General features: G+C 62.2%; 16 protein-coding genes. 10 read left to right on the top strand and 6 right to left on the bottom strand.

Annotated features, from left to right (window positions below):
* Window positions 1–20: 20 nt before the first annotated feature.
* The 3 genes from M1D51_RS16475 to M1D51_RS16465 all read left to right on the top strand — a co-directional run bounded on the left by M1D51_RS16475 (window position 21) and on the right by M1D51_RS16465 (window position 2,488).
* Window positions 21–1,052, top strand: coding sequence for an adenosine deaminase (locus M1D51_RS16475; RefSeq protein ID WP_458107255.1), 1,032 nt, complete (start codon window positions 21–23; stop codon window positions 1,050–1,052).
* A 147-nt stretch (window positions 1,053–1,199) separates the two neighbouring features.
* A complete protein-coding gene (locus M1D51_RS16470; protein ID WP_458107254.1) occupies window positions 1,200–2,108 on the top strand; it encodes a pullulanase X25 domain-containing protein in 909 nt (302 codons plus the stop codon).
* Between the two features lie 95 nt (window positions 2,109–2,203).
* The gene (locus M1D51_RS16465) at window positions 2,204–2,488 is read left to right on the top strand and encodes an acylphosphatase (protein ID WP_458107253.1); all 285 of its coding nucleotides are present in this window, start codon (window positions 2,204–2,206) and stop codon (window positions 2,486–2,488) included.
* Between the two features lie 4 nt (window positions 2,489–2,492).
* On the opposite strand, the gene M1D51_RS16460 is transcribed toward M1D51_RS16465, so the two are convergent.
* From M1D51_RS16460 to M1D51_RS16445, 4 genes are read right to left on the bottom strand one after another with little or no spacing between them, the layout of a single operon-like run.
* Window positions 2,493–2,894, bottom strand: coding sequence for a type II toxin-antitoxin system VapC family toxin (locus M1D51_RS16460; protein WP_458107252.1), 402 nt, complete (start codon window positions 2,892–2,894; stop codon window positions 2,493–2,495).
* A complete protein-coding gene (locus M1D51_RS16455; RefSeq protein ID WP_026548047.1) occupies window positions 2,891–3,157 on the bottom strand; it encodes a type II toxin-antitoxin system Phd/YefM family antitoxin in 267 nt (88 codons plus the stop codon). The genes M1D51_RS16460 and M1D51_RS16455 overlap by 4 nt, the downstream gene beginning before the upstream one ends.
* Window positions 3,158–3,201: 44 nt before the next feature.
* Entirely contained in the window at window positions 3,202–4,086 is an 885-nt protein-coding gene (locus tag M1D51_RS16450) for a PfkB family carbohydrate kinase (RefSeq protein WP_458107251.1), read from the bottom strand.
* Between the two features lie 33 nt (window positions 4,087–4,119).
* A complete protein-coding gene (locus M1D51_RS16445; protein WP_458107250.1) occupies window positions 4,120–4,893 on the bottom strand; it encodes a GntR family transcriptional regulator in 774 nt (257 codons plus the stop codon).
* A 135-nt stretch (window positions 4,894–5,028) separates the two neighbouring features.
* Between M1D51_RS16445 and M1D51_RS16440 the strand changes: the two genes are divergently transcribed.
* Both M1D51_RS16440 and M1D51_RS16435 read left to right on the top strand, forming a co-directional pair.
* A complete protein-coding gene (locus M1D51_RS16440; protein WP_458107249.1) occupies window positions 5,029–6,513 on the top strand; it encodes an MFS transporter in 1,485 nt (494 codons plus the stop codon).
* 124 nt (window positions 6,514–6,637) lie between these two features.
* Window positions 6,638–7,639 (top strand): nucleoside hydrolase, encoded by a 1,002-nt coding sequence (locus M1D51_RS16435; protein ID WP_458107248.1) that lies wholly within the window; start codon window positions 6,638–6,640, stop codon window positions 7,637–7,639.
* Between the two features lie 83 nt (window positions 7,640–7,722).
* Here M1D51_RS16435 and M1D51_RS16430 read toward each other — a convergent pair whose 3' ends face one another.
* Window positions 7,723–8,475, bottom strand: a complete 753-nt coding sequence (locus M1D51_RS16430; protein ID WP_458109603.1) for an ArsR/SmtB family transcription factor — start codon at window positions 8,473–8,475, stop codon at window positions 7,723–7,725.
* 510 nt (window positions 8,476–8,985) lie between these two features.
* On the opposite strand from M1D51_RS16430, the gene M1D51_RS16425 reads away from it, so the two are divergent.
* From M1D51_RS16425 to M1D51_RS16405, 5 genes are read left to right on the top strand one after another with little or no spacing between them, the layout of a single operon-like run.
* On the top strand, window positions 8,986–11,061 hold the full coding sequence (locus M1D51_RS16425) for a beta-galactosidase (protein ID WP_458107247.1): 2,076 nt from the start codon (window positions 8,986–8,988) through the stop codon (window positions 11,059–11,061).
* Entirely contained in the window at window positions 11,061–12,041 is a 981-nt protein-coding gene (locus M1D51_RS16420; RefSeq protein ID WP_172322080.1) for an ABC transporter permease, read from the top strand. Before M1D51_RS16425 ends, M1D51_RS16420 begins: the two co-directional genes overlap by 1 nt.
* A gap of 56 nt (window positions 12,042–12,097) precedes the next feature.
* Window positions 12,098–12,967 carry a carbohydrate ABC transporter permease gene (locus tag M1D51_RS16415; RefSeq protein WP_172322087.1) on the top strand — a complete coding sequence of 290 codons (870 nt, stop codon included), beginning with the start codon at window positions 12,098–12,100 and terminating at the stop codon, window positions 12,965–12,967.
* Between the two features lie 5 nt (window positions 12,968–12,972).
* Window positions 12,973–14,622 carry an ABC transporter substrate-binding protein gene (locus M1D51_RS16410; protein WP_458107246.1) on the top strand — a complete coding sequence of 550 codons (1,650 nt, stop codon included), beginning with the start codon at window positions 12,973–12,975 and terminating at the stop codon, window positions 14,620–14,622.
* A gap of 8 nt (window positions 14,623–14,630) precedes the next feature.
* The gene (locus M1D51_RS16405) at window positions 14,631–15,377 is read left to right on the top strand and encodes a DUF624 domain-containing protein (protein ID WP_458107245.1); all 747 of its coding nucleotides are present in this window, start codon (window positions 14,631–14,633) and stop codon (window positions 15,375–15,377) included.
* Here the strand turns inward: M1D51_RS16405 and M1D51_RS16400 are convergent.
* A complete protein-coding gene (locus M1D51_RS16400; protein ID WP_458107244.1) occupies window positions 15,374–16,711 on the bottom strand; it encodes an amidohydrolase family protein in 1,338 nt (445 codons plus the stop codon). The genes M1D51_RS16405 and M1D51_RS16400 overlap by 4 nt on opposite strands.
* Window positions 16,712–16,912 lie beyond the last annotated feature (201 nt).

Below are 16,912 nucleotides of genomic sequence, written 5' to 3'. Positions count from 1 at the left end.
TTGGGGCCTAGAGTTGCAGGGTGGAAACTTTTGACGAGAAAACTGTCACCACGGCGCCCCCGGTTGCCGAACTGCACCTGCACATCGAAGGGACTCTCGAGCCAGAGCTGATCTTTGCCCTGGCTGAACGTAACGGCATCGAGCTGCCGTACCAAGACATCGCCGAACTCCGGGAAAAGTATGAATTCACGGACCTGCAATCCTTCCTGGACCTGTATTACGCCAACATGGCTGTGCTGCAGACGGAGCAGGATTTCACGGACATGACGCGTGCCTACCTGAAGCGGGCTGCCGCCGGGGGAGTGCGCCACGCGGAAATCATGATGGACCCCCAGGCCCACGTCTCCCGGGGTGTGGCGCTGGAGACCTGCGTCAACGGCGTGGCCAACGCCCTGGCCACTTCAGAGGAAGACTTCGGCGTCTCGACCCTCCTCATCGCAGCGTTCCTGCGGGACATGTCCGAGGACTCAGCCTTGGAGGTATTGGACCAACTTATTGCCATGCACGCACCGATCGCGGGCATCGGGCTGGACTCCGCTGAGGTGGGTAATCCGCCGTCGAAGTTTGAGCGCCTGTACCAGCGCGCCGGCGAGGCCGGACTGCGCAGGATCGCCCATGCGGGCGAAGAAGGCCCCGCCAGTTACATCACCGAGGCGTTGGACGTGCTTCACGTCGAGCGGATCGATCACGGTATCCGCTGCATGGAGGACACCGACGTGGTGCAGCGGCTGGTTGCCGAGCAAGTCCCGCTGACTGTGTGTCCCCTGTCCAACGTGAGGCTCCGCGCCGTGGACAAACTGGCCGACCACCCGCTGCCTGAGATGCTCGCCATCGGCTTGAACGTCTGCGTGAACTCGGACGATCCCGCCTACTTCGGTGGTTATATGGACGACAACTATAAGCAGTTGGTCAAGGTCCTGGAATTCTCCGTGCCGGAGCAGGCCACGTTGGCTGCCAACTCCATCCGTTCCTCGTTCGCCAGTGATGCCCGCAAAGCGGTGCTGCTGGATGAGGTCACCGAGTGGGTCAAGTCCTCCGTGACGCCCGCCTGAAAGCCGCCAGCTGAGACCTGTACATCACTTGCCGTGTCCCGAATGTCACACTCGGTCACGACACACGGTGTTTACCTTCTGCAGTCGCGGGAATTAACAATTCATTGGCAAACTGCAAAGAGAGTATTCACCCGTTGAAGGAGAAGCATGGGCGCAAACACCGCCGAGAACACCAACCTTCGTCTGAAGGCCGTACTGGACATCCTCGCCGAAAGCGTGTGGTCCGAGACAACCCTCAACGCCGGCGAAGTCCTGGCCGAAGCGATCGTCCGCGTACCTTTCAATGAACACGAGGCCGAACTGCTCAGTGGCGGCATCCCGCGTGGGCACAAGACCCTGACGTCGGCATCGGCCAAGCTGGTCAAGGCCGGCTGGCTGGTCAAGGGCCGTTCGGGCTGGACCATTCCGGAGGACGGCTTGCGTGCCACCGTGGCCTTCCCGGATGCGGCAGCTTTCGGAGCAGCGCTCGACGCCGGAACGCCGGTTCCAGCCGATGTGGCCGTTCCGACGGCCCCGCCGGTGAAGCCTGCGGCGAAGAAGGCAGCTACCAAGCGGGCTGCAGCCAAAAAGGCGACCGATCCCGCGGTCGCCGCAACCGACGTCGCGGAACCAAAGGTTGCAGCAGCAAAGGTGTCCGCGCCCAAGGCCAGGGCCGCTACAGCCAAGGCTGCGCCCGCGGAGAAGGCTGCGGCACCGAAGAAAACCACGCGTAAGGCGCCGGCCAAGGCAGCGGCGAGTCCCGCCGTCGAAACCTTGCCGCAGCCGGATGCGGTGGCGGTGGCCGGGGACTTCAACAAGATCCTGGGTGCTCCCGAAGATTGGGCGCCGCAGTACGACGAAGCGCAGATGGAGTTCAACCCGCTGGTTCAGGTGTGGACCATCACTGCTGAACTTCCTGCAGGTTTTTACACGTACAAGATCGCGCTGAACCGTTCGTGGGATGAGAACTACGGTGCGTTCGGTGCCCGTGATGGCGCCAACCACGAGTTGAACCACGACGGCGGCCCCGTCACCATCACGTACAGCCACGCCACACGGGACATCGTAGTCAGCTAAGTTCCTTTGCCGGTTCGAAACCTGCCCTTGTTCGCCCTGCGAGCCGTTGAACGGTGAGCGGGACGGACAAGGGCGGGTCTGGTTAAAGTGGTTCCATGACTGACGAAGCCCAGCGCGTCACTGCCCGCATTACCGGCGTTGTTCAAGGCGTGGGTTTCCGCTATTGGACTGCCCGGAAAGCGGACGAGCTGGGGCTGAGGGGCACGGTCCGGAACAGCCTTGACGGCTCCGTGGAGTTGGTGGCCGAGGGCAATGCCGCGGACGTGGACCGCATAGTGAAATGGCTCCACTCCACCCGCGCGCCCGGCCGCGTGGAGAATGTTGACGTTGAGCTCTCCGAAACAACAGGGGAGTTCAGCGACTTCCGGATTGTCGACTAGCGGGTCAGTCGCTGCTACGCCCCGGCGACGTGGTGGTCAGGCCTGACTCTGTAGCGGCCAGAAGCAATTCATGGTCATAAGCAACCAACGTGTCGGTCTGGAGCCGAATGGCTGTCGACAAATGAATGGCATCCGCGCTGGGAAGTTGTCCCGGAAGGGCAGCTGCATACATGAGATCTGATCGGGTTACGTCCACCAGATTGATGCCAGCCAAAACGGCATTGACAACGTCGAACGGCATGTTCCTGCGACGGGCCGCGCAGTGAAGCTCTGTGTAGAGGAGCATGGAGGCTACCAGGTGGCCTCCGGAGGCTGCTACCTCTACCAAGTAAGCGGCAGCGGCCGAGGACTCGCGTTCATTGACCACCAACTTCATGGCGGCCGAAGTGTCGACGTAGGCGATCACCGATCGCCACGCAGATCGGCCAGGATCTCGGCTGTGGTCATGTCGCTGCTGATGCGAGGCAGAAGAGTGAAGTCCACAGGCGACTCACTGGCGGGCCGGACGCTGCCTGCTTGGAGCAGCCGCTCAAAAGGCGAAGCTGATGGAGGAATAAGGGTAGCCGTCACCTCGCCATTGTTGGTGACGTCAATGACTTCCCCATTCTTGACCCGTTCCAGAATCTTACTGCTCTGGTTGCGTAGCTCCCGGTGCGGAATAGTTGTCATGTTTTGCCTCCGTAGCAATCGTAGCACGCAGGTTTTGGATCCCCTCAGGCCGGCCGGCCAACAGAACTTGTCGCCTCGATGTAATGCTCCAGCGGCTTCAGGGCAGGCTGCGAGGCGCTGTCCCTGACGGCGTCGGCACCAACTGCATTGGCTGCAGCGAGGGCGTGTGTGTACTCAAGACCGGACGTCAGTGCCAGGACCAGCGCGGCACAGAAGGCGTCCCCGGCTCCGATGGTGTTGGCAATGTCGTTCACCCGCAGGGCCGGAGCCTCGGCGACCCGTTCGCCGTCGACAAAGATGGCCGAACCGTCGCCACCGTAAGTCACGGCAACCAGCGGAGCGTCGCGAAGGGCGGGGATCAGCTCATACTCCGTCTCGTTCACAATCACCAGGTCACAGAGCTCCAGAAGTCCGGGAATGAGCGGTGCGGCAGGGGCGGCGTTCAGGGCAAAGAAACCCGATGTGCGGCGGGCAGTTTCGAGCACCACGTCCTGGTCCACTTCGAGCTGGCAGAGGACGGCCTCGTTGTCGGCGAACAAGACACCCTCCACGCTCACCGTCGCGTTGGCGCCGGGGCACACCATAATTTGGTTCTCCCCCTCGCTGTCCACCAGTACCAGCGCAGTGCCAGTTGCCGCGTCAACCCGGGCAATGTCCTGGACGTCGACGCCGGCACCCGCCATCGCGCTGATGAGGCCGAGCCCGGCGTCGTCCTGGCCTACAGCCCCCACCATGCGGGAGGAACCTGCAAGCCGGGCCGCGGCCACGGCTTGGTTGGCGCCTTTTCCGCCGGGCTGTTGGCGGAGAACACCGCCGCCCACTGTTTCACCGGGGGAGGGGAGCCGGGTGGCTGTGGCGGTGATGTCGAGGTTGATGCTGCCCACGACGGTCAGGGACGAGGGCGCGGCAGACTGAAGGGACGTGCTCATGGAAGGTCCTTTACGGAAGTTCGGGGAGGGAAATCAGGAGGATTGGATGACGGAGAGGTGGCCGGCTTTGGCAGCCACCAGGCATTTGGCGAGGTAGAACGCATTGCCGTTGCGGCGGACGTATTGGGTGAGGACCAGCACGGGGTCGGACGGTCGCAGTCCCAGCAACTTTGCACGGCTGGGTCCGGCGGTGCTGAGGCTGATCTGGCATTCGCCGGGGCCAAGGGCTGCGCCCGGGAGGCCGCTGAGGACTTCCAGCAGCGTTGAGGCGGAGAGTGTGGGAGCTTCTGCGGCCTCGGCGAGGGCTTCGGCTTCCGGTATGCCTTGGGCCACGTTTTCCTGCAGGTGGGCAACGGGTTCGCCGTTGCGGATGAGCACGCTTTCCCAGAACCACACGTCCTCGTCGGGCTGGACGCCAATGCCTGGTGCCACGAATTCCGACGCCGGTTGTTTGATGGCCGCTACCCGTTTGACCTGGATGTCTTGCTCGGTTCCGCCAAGGAGTTGATCGAACGGGCGGATGTGTTCAATGCCGATCCGGGGGAGGGAGTCGGCAACAAAGCGGCCCACTCCGCGTCGTGCCCGGGTGAGGCCGTCTTCTTCGAGCAGCATCAGCGCTTCCCGGATCACGGTTCGGCTGACGTCCATCATGGAGCCCAGTTCCGTCTCTGTGGGGAGCAGGGATCCCGGCGGCAGGACTTTGGTCCGGATGGCTTCGGCGATGCGCGAGTAGGCTGCTACGCGCAAAGGCTGCCCGGGCTGGGCGGCGATGGGTCGTGACAGGAACTGGACGGCGTTGTCGGTCAAGGGTGCCTCACTTGAGATGGGTTACGGACACTGTACCGGATGACTGTGATAGGTTGCACAAGCTCGTAATACATGCTTGTATAACAACTCACATCTCGTGGCGCCGCCCCGCGCCCTCGGACAAAGGAGTTTGATGTGAACATCCCCACCGCGGCAGGACCCCAAGCTGAAGATTCGCAGACGGCAGACGCGCTTGCTGCAGACCCGCAGGCCCTGTCAGCAACGGAAACACCAGCCTCGAAGTCGGACGAAGGTCGCTTCCACGGCAAAGCCGCCGCGCTGCTGATCACTACGCTGGTCCTGGCAGTGCTGGCCTTCCAGCTCAATGCCAGCATGATCACCCCCGCGCTGCCCCACATCGGTTCCTTCTTCGGAGAAACTCCGGAAGCGGTGGCCCAAGTGCAGTCAATGTTCTTCCTGGCCGGCGCCATCGCCGGCCCTGTGATCGGACGGTGGAGCGACTTCATCGGACGCCGCAACGCACTCCTCCTGGTCCTGGCCATCATGGGCGCGGGAACCGTGCTGTGCATCTTCGCACCCACCTTGCCATTGCTGGTCGCGGGCCGCTTTATGCAGGGCGTCTCCAGCGCCATCTTTGCGCTCTCTTACATTGTTCTCAACGAGTACCTGCCCGCCCGGCTCTTTGGTACGTCCATCGGCATCATCGCGGCCATCAACGGCGGCGTTGGCGGGGTGGACGGCTACTTCGGCGGGCTCATGGCCGAGACCCTGGGCTTCCAGTCGATCTTTGTTGCCGTCCTGGTCCTGGCCGCGATCGCCGTCGTGTGCGTCATCAAAGTGGTTCCCGGCGGAAAATCCGCTGTCGCTCCCGGCCGGATGGACTGGTGGGGCGCAGGCTCGCTGTCGGTGTTCCTGGTCTTCATCACCTACTTCGTGTCCACGGGCTCCTCGGCCGGCTGGACCTCACCTGCAGCACTAGGCCTGCTCGCGGGCAGCATCGCTTCCTTCACCGCCTTCTGGCTCATCGAGAAGAAGCGCGAAACGCCGCTGGTTGCCGTCCACCATCTTCGCTCCCGCCAGGTTTGGCCGGTCATTGCCACTACCGTGCTGACACTCGCCGGAATCTTCGCCATCATCAACTTCACCGTGGTGCTCCTGAGCCAGGACAAGGCGAACGGCTTTGGCCTTTCCGCATCTGTTGCCGCCCTGCTGTTCCTCACACCTGCAGCACTCATCGGCGTCTTCGCCGCACCGCTGGCCGGCTGGATCGCCGACCGCCGCGGCTGGATCAAGACCGTCCGCGTCGGCACCGCCACCAGCCTTGCCTGCGCAATCGTCGCTGCACTGTTCTCGCACAACCAGGTGGCTGTCCTCATAGCCATCGCCGCCCTGGGCATCTTCTACAACGGCTTCTTCCTCACCGCCATCAACGGCCTGTCCGTGCTGCTCTCGCCCAAGGAAGCGCCCGCAGCATTGCCGGGAATCAACGGGGCCTCGTTCGGAATCGGGGCGAGTCTCGGCGTCGTGATCGTGGCTCCCTTCGCGGGCCAGGGCACCGCTGCCGGATACTCCACAGCCCTCTGGATTTCGGTGTCCATCACGGCACTTGCCTTCGTCGTCAGCCTCTTCATCGCGGCACCCAAGGGCGAAAAGATCTAACGCACGACGCCGGCACCAGGCTTAGGCGCTTGGCGCGCCCCACATGCCACTCCGCACGCCCCACGCGCCCCACACACCACTCCGCACACCAAGCAGTCAGCTACACCTGAAACGAGAGACCACCATGACCCAGTCCGCACCCTTCTTCCTCGACTGCGATACCGGCATAGACGACGCCCTCGCCCTGGCCTACCTCCTGGCTTCCCCGCGGGCTGACCTCGTGGGCATCGGCACAGTGAGCGGCAACGTCAGTGCTGCCGGTGGCGCCCGGAACACCCTGGACTTGCTGAACCTGGCCGGCCACCCGGACATTCCGGTGGCGATCGGTGCGCACGATCCCCAGGTTGGTACTTTCCACGGCGGCGCCCCGCACGTCCACGGTGACAACGGCATCGGCGGGGTGGACCTCGTTCCCTCCCACCGCGAACCCGTCACGGCCACTGCGGCGGAACTGTTGGTCCAGTTGGCGCACCGGTATGCGGGGGAGTTGCGCCTCGTGGCCATCGGCCCGCTGACCAACATAGCCGAAGCCTTGCGGTTGGAACCCAGGCTTCCTGAACTGATCGCCGAGGTCACCATCATGGGTGGGGCGGCGCTGGCTCCCGGAAACATCACGCCGGTTGCCGAGGCCAACATTGCCAACGACCCCGAGGCTGCCGCCGAGGTCCTGGCTGCGGACTGGAACGTGACGCTGGTACCCCTGGATGTCACCATGACCAACGTGCTGGAGGAAAACCACCGCCAGGAACTGCTCGCCACCGAGCACCCGGTCTCGCAGGCACTGGGTGAAATGCTGGGCTATTACTTCGGCTTCTACGTCGATATTTTCGGCCGGGCGTGCTCTGCCATGCACGATCCCCTTGCTGCGGCCATCGCCGTCCAGGGAGTTGAACTCACAGTTGCGCCAACCGTCCGCGTCCAGGTGGACACCACCAACGGACCGGGCCGCGGCCAGACAGTGTGCGATCTCCGGGGACTCTATGCCGGGTACCCGGATCAGCGTGGCGCGCGTTGCCGCGTGGTCCTGGAAATCGGCGAGGACTTCGCGCCTCATTTGTTGGGAACCTTGCAGGCGGCCTGGCTTACGGAATCTGAAGCAATAAGGGCAGTGGAACCCGTCGCCTGACTGGCGGAAGAGTGAGGAGGACGACGACGGCGGCAGCGGACCGCCGTCGTCGTTCGCCTTTCAGCGGCTGGTATCCAGGCTGCCTACGCGTACATTAGCGAGCCGGGGGTGGTGAGGGTTTCGCCGGTTTCCAGCCAGGTCTTGAGGCCGGAGAGGATCATGGGCCAGCCGCCGTAGAGTTGGTCGTTTGCGCCTTCGCGGAGCTGATCATGCGTGACGGTCAGGTGGCAGGAGTCGCCCACAGCTTCGATCTCCCAAGTGACGCGCGACGTACCCTCGGCCTTCACGTCATCGCCCCAGAGTGCCCGCATGGTTTGGACGAGCCGGCGTGGGGGATCAACCTCGATGTTCTCGCCCTCGCCCAGCGGAGCATCGGCCTTGGGGTTGCGCATTTCGAAGCGACTGCCCGGCGTCCAATCCGAGCTCAGCGTGTTCCCAAACTGGTACTTGCTGCGGATCTCGCTATTGGTGATGGCTTCCCAGAGCCGCTCCGGGGTGGTCTTGATGTAAATCTCGAAGATCTTTTCCATGGGACTTTCCAATCTGGATTTGAGGTCGCTGAGGGCAGCGGCCCATGGTTCTGAGTATTTACTCACCCAGCGGTCGTGGATGAGGCGGATGGGTACCGGGTTCAGGAAGTGCAGCTTTTCGCGCCCCCGACGGCGGGTGACCACCAACCCTGCATCCTCGAGCAGCTTGAGGTGCTTGGCGATGCCGAAACGGGTCATCTCGAACCGGGCTCCCAAAGCGGAGGCAGACTGGCCGTCCTCGCGGAACAGTTCATCCAGCAATTCCCTGCGGGTGGGGTCTGCCAAGGCCTTGAACACGGTGTCCATGGAGTCAGAATAGGTGACCTTTTGGTCACGTGTCAACGGGTTCACGGACGTGGGCCTTGTGCGTGGGAAGCGTGCGGGATGGCGCGGCGAGATCGTGGGAAGCGTGCGGGGGTGGCTCGGCGAGATCGTGGGAAGCGTGTGAGATCGCCGTTCCTGTCCCAGTGATTCCGAAGGCTTCCCGCGAACTCGGCATGCGCCCGGCAACGTAGCTTGCCCGGCAACGTAGCACCCCACCTGAGATGCGCGGCTACGACCCAGCGCGGCTCCGATAGTTTCCATGAAGAGTCGGAAACTTAACTGAATTCAGGTTCATTTCCACCCGTCGTTACTGCGATCCAACGGCCCGAAACCCCGTCAATCCCGTGGCCACACCTTATTTTTCGTGTCTCCAGGTTACTCGCGGGTTTCCGATACTCACCTGTTGTTATTGCGTAAACTTTACGATAGTTTCTCTGTGTGATGTGCGTCGCACTGTTGTTCAGGGCGACGAAGGCCGAGTGAAGGACAATGATGACCATCCACCCTGAGGACTTGCGGACAGCCGAGGTGCGGCTGCGGCAACTGCACCAACGAATAGGCGGGATAGCCTACGGCGGGGATTACAACCCCGAGCAATGGCCCCGCGAAGTGTGGCTCGAGGACGCCAAGCTCATGCAACAGGCCGGGGTAAACCTGGTGACCTTGGCGGTCTTCTCGTGGAGCCGGCTGGAAACCAGCGACGACGTTTTTGATTTCGGCTGGCTGGATGACGTCATGGACCTCATGCACTCTCACGGCATCGGCGTGGATCTGGCAACACCGGACGCCGTACCGCCGGCCTGGTTGGTGGAGCAGCACCCGGACATCATGCCGGAGCGGCCGGACGGCAGTATCTTCGGATTCGGATCCAGGCAGCACTTTGACGTCTCCCACCCGGTATACCGGGCCAAGTCATTGGCGCTGGCGGAGAAGATGGCCGAGCGCTACGCCAGCCATCCTGCGCTGCGGATGTGGCACGTCGGCAACGAATACGGGCCTGTGTCCTACGGTCCGTGGGCGGAGAAAGCGTTCCGCGAGTGGCTCCAGCAGAAGTATTCGTCGTTGGATGAGCTCAACCAGGCCTGGAGCACTACGGTCTGGGGCCAGATCTACACCGACTGGAACCAGGTCCGCGTCCCTGCCCAACCCCGCACTTGGTCCAACCCGTCACGACGCCTGGACTTCCACCGCTTCACCTCGGACAGCATGCTGGAGCATTTCAAGGCCGAGCGGGATGTCCTCCGCCGGCACAGCCCTGACCTGCCGATCGTCACCAACTTCATGCGCTTTTACAAGACCAACGACTACTGGGCGTGGGCGGCCGAGGAAGACGCAGCAGCGCTGGACATTTACCCGGACCCGCGGGAGGAAGACGCGCACATTGCGGCGGCGCTGAACTTCGATCTCATGCGTTCACTCCGTCACGGCCAGCCGTGGATGGTGATGGAGCAAGCTACCGGCGCGGTCAGCCAGTGGTCCGTCAACGTCTCCAAGCTTCCGGGCAAGATGCGCCTCGGCTCATACCAGGCCATAGCCCAGGGCGCTGATTCCATCCTGTTCTTCCAATGGCGCCAGGCCAAGGGCGGCACGGAGCGTTACCACTCGGCCATGGTGAACCATGCCGGACCCAACACCCGGATTTTCCGGGAAGTCTGCGAGCTCGGCCAAGAACTGAAGTCCCTCGGAGATCTGACGGGCACCAGGTCCACTGCCAAGGTGGGCATCGTGTTCGATTGGGATTGCTGGTGGGCCTTGGAGCTCGGCAACTCACCGAGATCGGACCTGAACTACGCGGAGGAAGTGCTGCGCTTCTATCGGCCACTGTTCGATGCCAACATCACCGTTGATTTCGTCAACGCCAACAGCGACCTTTCCGGGTACACCCTGGTGATCATGCCGGCGTCGTACCTGCTGACTGATGACGCCGCCGACCGGTTTGAGAACTACGTGTCCGACGGCGGACGGCTGGTGGTCTCCTATCTTTCGGGCATCGTGGACCAGGACAACACCATCCGGCTGGGTGGCTACCCCGGGGCATTGAGGAACGTCCTGGGCGCGTGGAGCGAGGAAATGCACCCGCTCGCCGGAGCGGATGAGCAAGTAAAGCTCTCAACGCCCGACGGCGGTACCTCCTCCGCGAGTTACTGGACCGAGCACCTGCACGCTGAATCGGCGGAGGTCCTGGCCAGCTACTCCTCGGGCCGCCTAGCCGGCGCTCCGGCCGTCACCCTTAACTCCTTTGGACGCGGCACCGCACTGTACGTCTCGGCCCGTGTTGATGACGGATTGCTGAACCAGCTCCTCAAGGACCAACTCCGGGCGGCCGGGGTGGAGCCGGAACTGAAGACGCCCGCGGGAGTCCAGGTCCGGCGTCGTACTGGCATCACAGCTGAAGGCACCGCCGGAAGTTTCCTCCTGGTGCTCAACCACAACGACGCTCCCTCCAGCGTGGACGTGCTCGACGGCGGCACGGACCGCCTCAGCGGACGCGCGGTCAGCGGGCTGGTTGAGCTCCCTGCCAACGGTGTCCTGATCCTGGACGAAACTGCGGGACGGGCGGCGGACTGATGGCACTACGACTCGATGTTCCGCCCAAGGCAGTGGCCGGCCCCGAACCGGGCACCGGCAAGAAGCGCCGCGACAAGCCCGGAAGCTGGAAACTGGCCCTCAAACGCGACTGGCGCCTGTACACGTTGCTGGCGCTGCCCCTGCTGTACTTGCTGATCTTCAGGTACCTGCCCATGGCCGGGAACGTGATTGCCTTCCGGCAGTTCCAGCCCGGCGGCAGCATCTTCGGCGAGAAGTGGGTGGGTTTCAAATACATCACCCTGTTCATCAACGATCCCAGCTTCTGGCAGGCCTTCCAGAACACCATCATCCTGGGTGTACTGACCCTGGTGTTCTGCTTCCCGATGCCCATCATCTTCGCCCTGATGCTCAACGAGCTGAGATCGCAGAAGTTCAAGAAGTTCGTCCAGACCGTGGCCTACCTGCCGCACTTCATGTCCGTGGTGATCATCGCCGGCATGATCCTGCAGAACTTCTCCATGACCGGCACCGTCAACCAGATCGCGGAATCGTTGTTCGGAACCACCGTGAACTTCACGCAGGATCCGGGCTGGTTCCGCCCCATGTACATCAGCTCCGAGGTGTGGCAAACCATGGGCTGGGGCGCCATCCTCTATCTTGCAGCGCTGACACGGGTGGATGAATCCCTGTACGAGGCAGCCAGGATCGACGGCGCCAACCGCTGGCAACAGACCTGGCACGTGACCCTCCCGGCCATCAGGCCAACCATCATCACCTTGCTGATCCTGAACATCGGCACATTCATGGCGGTGGGCTTTGAGAAGATCCTCCTCATCTACAACCCGCTCAACTACGCAACCTCAGACGTCATCTCCACCTACCTGTACCGGGTAGGCCTGGAATCCAGCAACTTCAGCTACGCGGCCGCAATCGGAATGTTCGAATCCGTCATCGGCCTCACGCTGATCCTCTCAGCGAACGCGATCTCCAAGCGCCTCGCAGGAACGAGCCTGTGGTGAACAAAACAGCTACTGCGATCAAGGGCGGCGCAGCCCAAGGGGTCCTGATAAAGGACATGAAAGTCTCCCGTGCCATGCGCATCTTCCGGGCGTTCAACCTGGTGTTCCTGCTGCTGGTGGTCTTCCTGACCGTGTACCCGTTCCTGAACATCATTGCCCAGTCGTTCTCCAGCGAAGGCTTCATCAACGCGGGGCAGGTCAACCTGTTTCCCATGGGCTTCAATACGGAGACGTACAAGCTGATCCTGGCCGACTCCACGTTCTGGAACAACTACGGCAACACCGTCCTGTACACCGTGGTGGCGACGGCCATCTCCATGGTCCTCACTACTGCATTCGCGTACGCCATTGCCAAGAAGGACCTCAAAGGAAGGAGCGTCTTCATTGGCCTGGCCGTGTTCACCATGTTCTTCAACGGCGGCCTGATTCCCAACTACGTGCTCATCAGTTCTTTGGGCATGCGGGACTCCATCTGGGCTGTGGTGCTGCCGAACGCCATCAGCGTGTTCAACCTGCTCATCATGAAGTCCTTCTTCGAGAACATGCCGCGCGAACTGGAAGAAGCAGCATCGATTGACGGCCTCACGCAATACGGGGTGCTGTTCCGGGTGGTGCTGCCGCTCAGCAAGGCGATCGTGGCCACCATGGTCCTGTTCTACGCCGTTGCCAACTGGAACTCCTGGTTCCAAGCCTTCCTCTACCTCGACAATCCTGACCTTTTCCCGGTCACCATTTACCTGCGCAACATGATCGCCGGAGTCACCACAGCGGGCTCAGCCGGCGGAACAGCGGAGAACGTCGGCCAGATCGCCGCCAACATCCAATCGGTCACCATCGTCCTGACCGTCATCCCCATCCTTTGCGTCTACCCCTTCGTGCAGAAGTACTTCTTCTCGGGCGTCATGCTCGGTTCCGTCAAGGAATAACCCTTATGAAAGGACATCCAATGATCCACAAACCTGAGCTCCGGAGACGAGATTTTCTTGGACTCGCATCCGTTGTCACCATCGGACTCATACTGACCAGTTGCGACGCCGAGACCACCGAAAAGGTGGACACCTCCAAGTCCCGCAACGGTGCGATGGACAGCTTCGGCGTCGGTGACACGTTCAAGGCGACGGTGCCGCTGACGTTCACGTTCCTGTTCTCCGACCAGCCGACCTACCCGTACAAGAAGGACTGGCTGCTGTTCACCAAAATGGCCAGTGACAACAACGTCACCCTGGAACCCACCATCGTGCCCAACAGCGACTACGAGCAAAAGCGCAGCCTGCTCATCAGCTCCGGCAGTGCCCCGGAAATCATCGCCAAAACCTATCCGGGACAGGAAGCGGCGTTCGTTTCCGCCGGGGCCGTCCTGCCCGTCAGTGACTATGTTGACCTGATGCCGCACTTCCAGGAAAAGGTGAAGAAGTGGAAGCTCGAGCCCGAGATTGAAGGACTGACCCAGGAAGACGGCAAGTACTACGTCCTCCCGGGCCTCCACGAGGAACTCTGGCCCGACTACTCCCTGTGCTTCCGCAAGGATGTGCTGAAAAAGGAAGGCCTCGAGGAGCCCACAACGTGGGACGAGTTCCGGGAAGTCCTGCGCTCGCTGAAGAAGGCCTACCCTGACGTGGTGCCCTACTCCGACCGGTTCAAGGGCGACAGTGTCCTGAACATCTCCAGTGCGGCTTTCGGGACGCAGGCGGGGTGGGGGCTGGTGGACGGCCTGCAGTTCGATGAGGACAAGAAGGAGTTCGGCTTCGCCGCCGGTTCGGACAAGTTCAAGGACCTGGTGACCTACTTCAATTCGCTGGTTTCCGAGGGCCTGATGGACCCCGAAAGCTTCACCCAGACCGACGATTCAGCCATCCAAAAGTTTGTGTCCGGCAAGTCGTTCGTCATCAGCGCCAACTCCCAGAATGTCATTACCTACCGCACCTCCATGGAGCAGTCCCTGGGCAAGGGCAACTTCGAGATCGGCAAGATCACGGTTCCCGGAGGCCCGGAAGGTGACGTCATTGGGGGAACCCGGCTGGAGAACGGCATCATGCTGAACTCCTCCGTGAAGGACAAGGACAGCTTTGTGGCACTGATCCAGTACATCGACTGGTTGTTCTACAGCGACGCCGGACAGGAGTTCAGCAAGTGGGGTGTGGAGGGAACCACATTCACCAAGTCCGGAGGCAAACGTCAGCTCGCCTCCGACATCAACTTCCAGGGCCTCAACCCCGCAGGCACCAAAGATCTCCGGGTGGAGTACGGCTTCTCCGGTGGCAACTTCGCCTACGGTGGCGCCACGGAACTGTTGCACTCCACGTTCAATGAGGAGGAGCTGGCGTTCCAGGAAGCCATGAAGTCCAAGAAGCCGCGCCCCGTGCCCCCGCCCGTGCCGTTCAACGATATTGACCGGGAACAGGCAACCCTGGCTTTGACCCCGCTGAAGGACCACGTCAAACAAAACACCCTCAAGTTCATCACCGGACAGCGTGCCCTCAGTGAGTTCGACGCTTACGTCAAGGAGCTCGACAGCAAGGGCCAGAGCAAATACGTGGAGCTGGCCAATAAGGCATACAAAGCCTACGCGGACAAGAAGTAGCTCTCCTGATGGCTGCGAAGGAGGCACAGTTCGGTTCCGGTCCCTTATTCAGGGTGGCCGGGGTTGTGTACGGGGTCATGGTGGGCGGGGCATTGCTGGTGCTGGCCAACGTGCTGGTGGTGCTCATGCCCTTGCTGTCCGGGCTGGTGGGTCCTGCCGCCTTGTTGGGTTTCGTGCTGGTGGGCCCGTCAGTGGTGGCTTCCTGCTACGCCTTTAACCGACTTATCGCCGGGGCGGACACGGGGGTGTTCCACGACTTCTTGAAGTCGTACCGGAGCAACTTTGGCCAGGCCTTAGTGGTCTGGTTGCCCTACGCAGCCCTCCTTGCAGTCGTCGTCGCGAATCTCACCAGCCTGCCGGGCAGCAACCTTCAAACTGTTGCTGCCCGGATCGGGCTGGTGGGGTTCGGCCTCGTGGTGGGCACCGCTGCTGTTCACGCGATGCTGTTGCTGGCCCGCTTCGATTTCCGGAGCGTGGACATCTATCGGTTGTCGATCTACAGCATTGGAGCCCGGAGACGGGTGGCCCTCGGGAACGTAGGGATCCTCTTTGTTGCGGGGTTCGTGCTGATCTCCACCAGCGTGTGGTTGCTCCTGTTTGTGGGCGGCCTAATCCTGTACCTGCTGTGCTTGAACTCCCGGCCGCTACTGGCGTTGGTAGAGGAACGGTTTACCGTGGCTGCAGACGGTTGCCCAGCCGGCTCCCCGGCCGGTTCCTCAGCCAGTTCCTCAGCCAGTTCCTCACCGGTGGCCTAAAGGCTGGTGCGCACCACAACACCTTGGGCGATCACTGTGCTGACCTTTTCCAGGGCCGAACCATCGGTCAGGGGATCTGAATCCACCACCACGACGTCCGCCATGGAGCCGCGGACCAAGCGACCAACATTTTCGCCACGGCCCAGCAAACGTGCCGCATTGGTGGTGGCTGCCTGCAAAGCTTCCAGGGGTGTCAGTCCTGCTTCGGCAAGCAAACGCGCTTCGGTGCCAATGGGCGTCACATCCGTTCCGAAGGAATCGGTGCCGGCCACGATCGTGACTCCCGCGTCCTTGGCTGCCCGCACTGCGGCCTGAAGAATGGGTGTGTACTCGGTTCCGCGCGCGGCCAGGATGGGGTTGGCGGAGCGGGCCATGCTGGTAATGGCGTCCATGGTGGGTGTGAAGAAGGTACCGCGCCGGGCCATTTCCTGGATGGTCTTTTCCGCCATGAAGACGCCGTGCTCAATGCTGCGAACCCCGGCCCGTACAGCGCCGTCGATTCCTTCGGCGCTGTAGGCGTGGCAGAGGACACCGGCTCCCTTGGCGGCCTTGACGATCGCTCCGAGCTGGTCCACGTTGTAGACCAACTCACGGGGATCCTGTTCAGGAAGGCCAGCCCGCGGATTAGCGCGTGTTTTGATGACTTCGGCGCCCCGTTTGAGGTTGATGCGGGTGAGGTACGCGAGGTCCTGCGGTTCCGTCACGCCACCACTGAGAGTTGCCAGTGGCGCCAAGTCCGGATCAGCCAAAAGTGAATCCCCTTGATCCGGTGAGATAAACAGTCCCGCCGGCGTCATCCTCGGTGAGAGACCAGGCGCCCACGATGGCAGGGCGGCGAGGGCAATGTCCTGGTAAAACGTGCTCGAACCGCTGCGTACGCTGGTGGCTCCGCCTTGCAGGAGGGCTCGGGCATCGGCCAGAGCGTTGGCGTGGACGTGGGCATCGACGAGTCCCGGGAGGACCCATTTCCCCGAAGCATTGAGTTTGCGGGCACGGTTCGCGACTGCGGCAACAGCCTTCCGCGTTTCGTCCCGGGACCCGACGGCGGCGACCTTGCCGCCGTCGAGCACTACCACTCCATCGGCCACAGCATCGCCGGTTTTTGGGTCCACGACGGTTCCGCCCTCGATGATGAGCGCTTGGGTGTTCAATGGCCGGCCCGGGTAGTTTGGAGCCGACTGCGTGTTGTCGGCGAGGGCAGCCGGCGCTGAAGCCAGCTGCGCGGCAATGCCGGCCACGGAGATTCCGGCCAATGCTGCAGCTCCGGCGAGGATGCCACGGCGGGGCAACTGACCCTCGGGTTTGGGTGCTGAGGTGTGATCGTGAAGGCACATGATTGGACTCCTGGGGAACGAACTGCTTGGCCGCTACTTGCCTGCAGCTAAGCGTTTGGTATTCCAGAGTGCCTTAGTCCCGATGTGTGACGCAAGCAATATCTGCAAATTTCTCTCTTGAGTTTTTGGCTTGGTATGCCAAAGAGCAGTACTCCGAGGCACCGCGTGCCCAGCATCGCCGGCTTCGGTGCAGGCTTCTAC

This window comes from Arthrobacter sp. R3-55 (genome assembly GCF_054161505.1).
Note: the sequence above shows the minus strand (reverse complement) of the source record. Positions and strands in the feature narration are given on the sequence as shown.

Excerpts from the sequence above, each read along its gene's own strand:
- M1D51_RS16470 (WP_458107254.1), top strand. The coding sequence starts at position 1,200 with ATGGGCGCAAACACCGCCGAGAACACCAACCTTCGTCTGAAGGCCGTA.
- M1D51_RS16465 (WP_458107253.1), top strand. The coding sequence starts at position 2,204 with ATGACTGACGAAGCCCAGCGCGTCACTGCCCGCATTACCGGCGTTGTT.
- M1D51_RS16455 (WP_026548047.1), bottom strand. The coding sequence starts at position 3,157 with ATGACAACTATTCCGCACCGGGAGCTACGCAACCAGAGCAGTAAGATT.
- M1D51_RS16450 (WP_458107251.1), bottom strand. The coding sequence starts at position 4,086 with ATGAGCACGTCCCTTCAGTCTGCCGCGCCCTCGTCCCTGACCGTCGTG.
- M1D51_RS16435 (WP_458107248.1), top strand. The coding sequence starts at position 6,638 with ATGACCCAGTCCGCACCCTTCTTCCTCGACTGCGATACCGGCATAGAC.
- M1D51_RS16430 (WP_458109603.1), bottom strand. The coding sequence starts at position 8,475 with ATGGACACCGTGTTCAAGGCCTTGGCAGACCCCACCCGCAGGGAATTG.
- M1D51_RS16425 (WP_458107247.1), top strand. The coding sequence starts at position 8,986 with ATGACCATCCACCCTGAGGACTTGCGGACAGCCGAGGTGCGGCTGCGG.
- M1D51_RS16420 (WP_172322080.1), top strand. The coding sequence starts at position 11,061 with ATGGCACTACGACTCGATGTTCCGCCCAAGGCAGTGGCCGGCCCCGAA.
- M1D51_RS16415 (WP_172322087.1), top strand. The coding sequence starts at position 12,098 with ATGAAAGTCTCCCGTGCCATGCGCATCTTCCGGGCGTTCAACCTGGTG.
- M1D51_RS16410 (WP_458107246.1), top strand. The coding sequence starts at position 12,973 with ATGAAAGGACATCCAATGATCCACAAACCTGAGCTCCGGAGACGAGAT.
- M1D51_RS16405 (WP_458107245.1), top strand. The coding sequence starts at position 14,631 with ATGGCTGCGAAGGAGGCACAGTTCGGTTCCGGTCCCTTATTCAGGGTG.
- M1D51_RS16400 (WP_458107244.1), bottom strand. The coding sequence starts at position 16,711 with ATGTGCCTTCACGATCACACCTCAGCACCCAAACCCGAGGGTCAGTTG.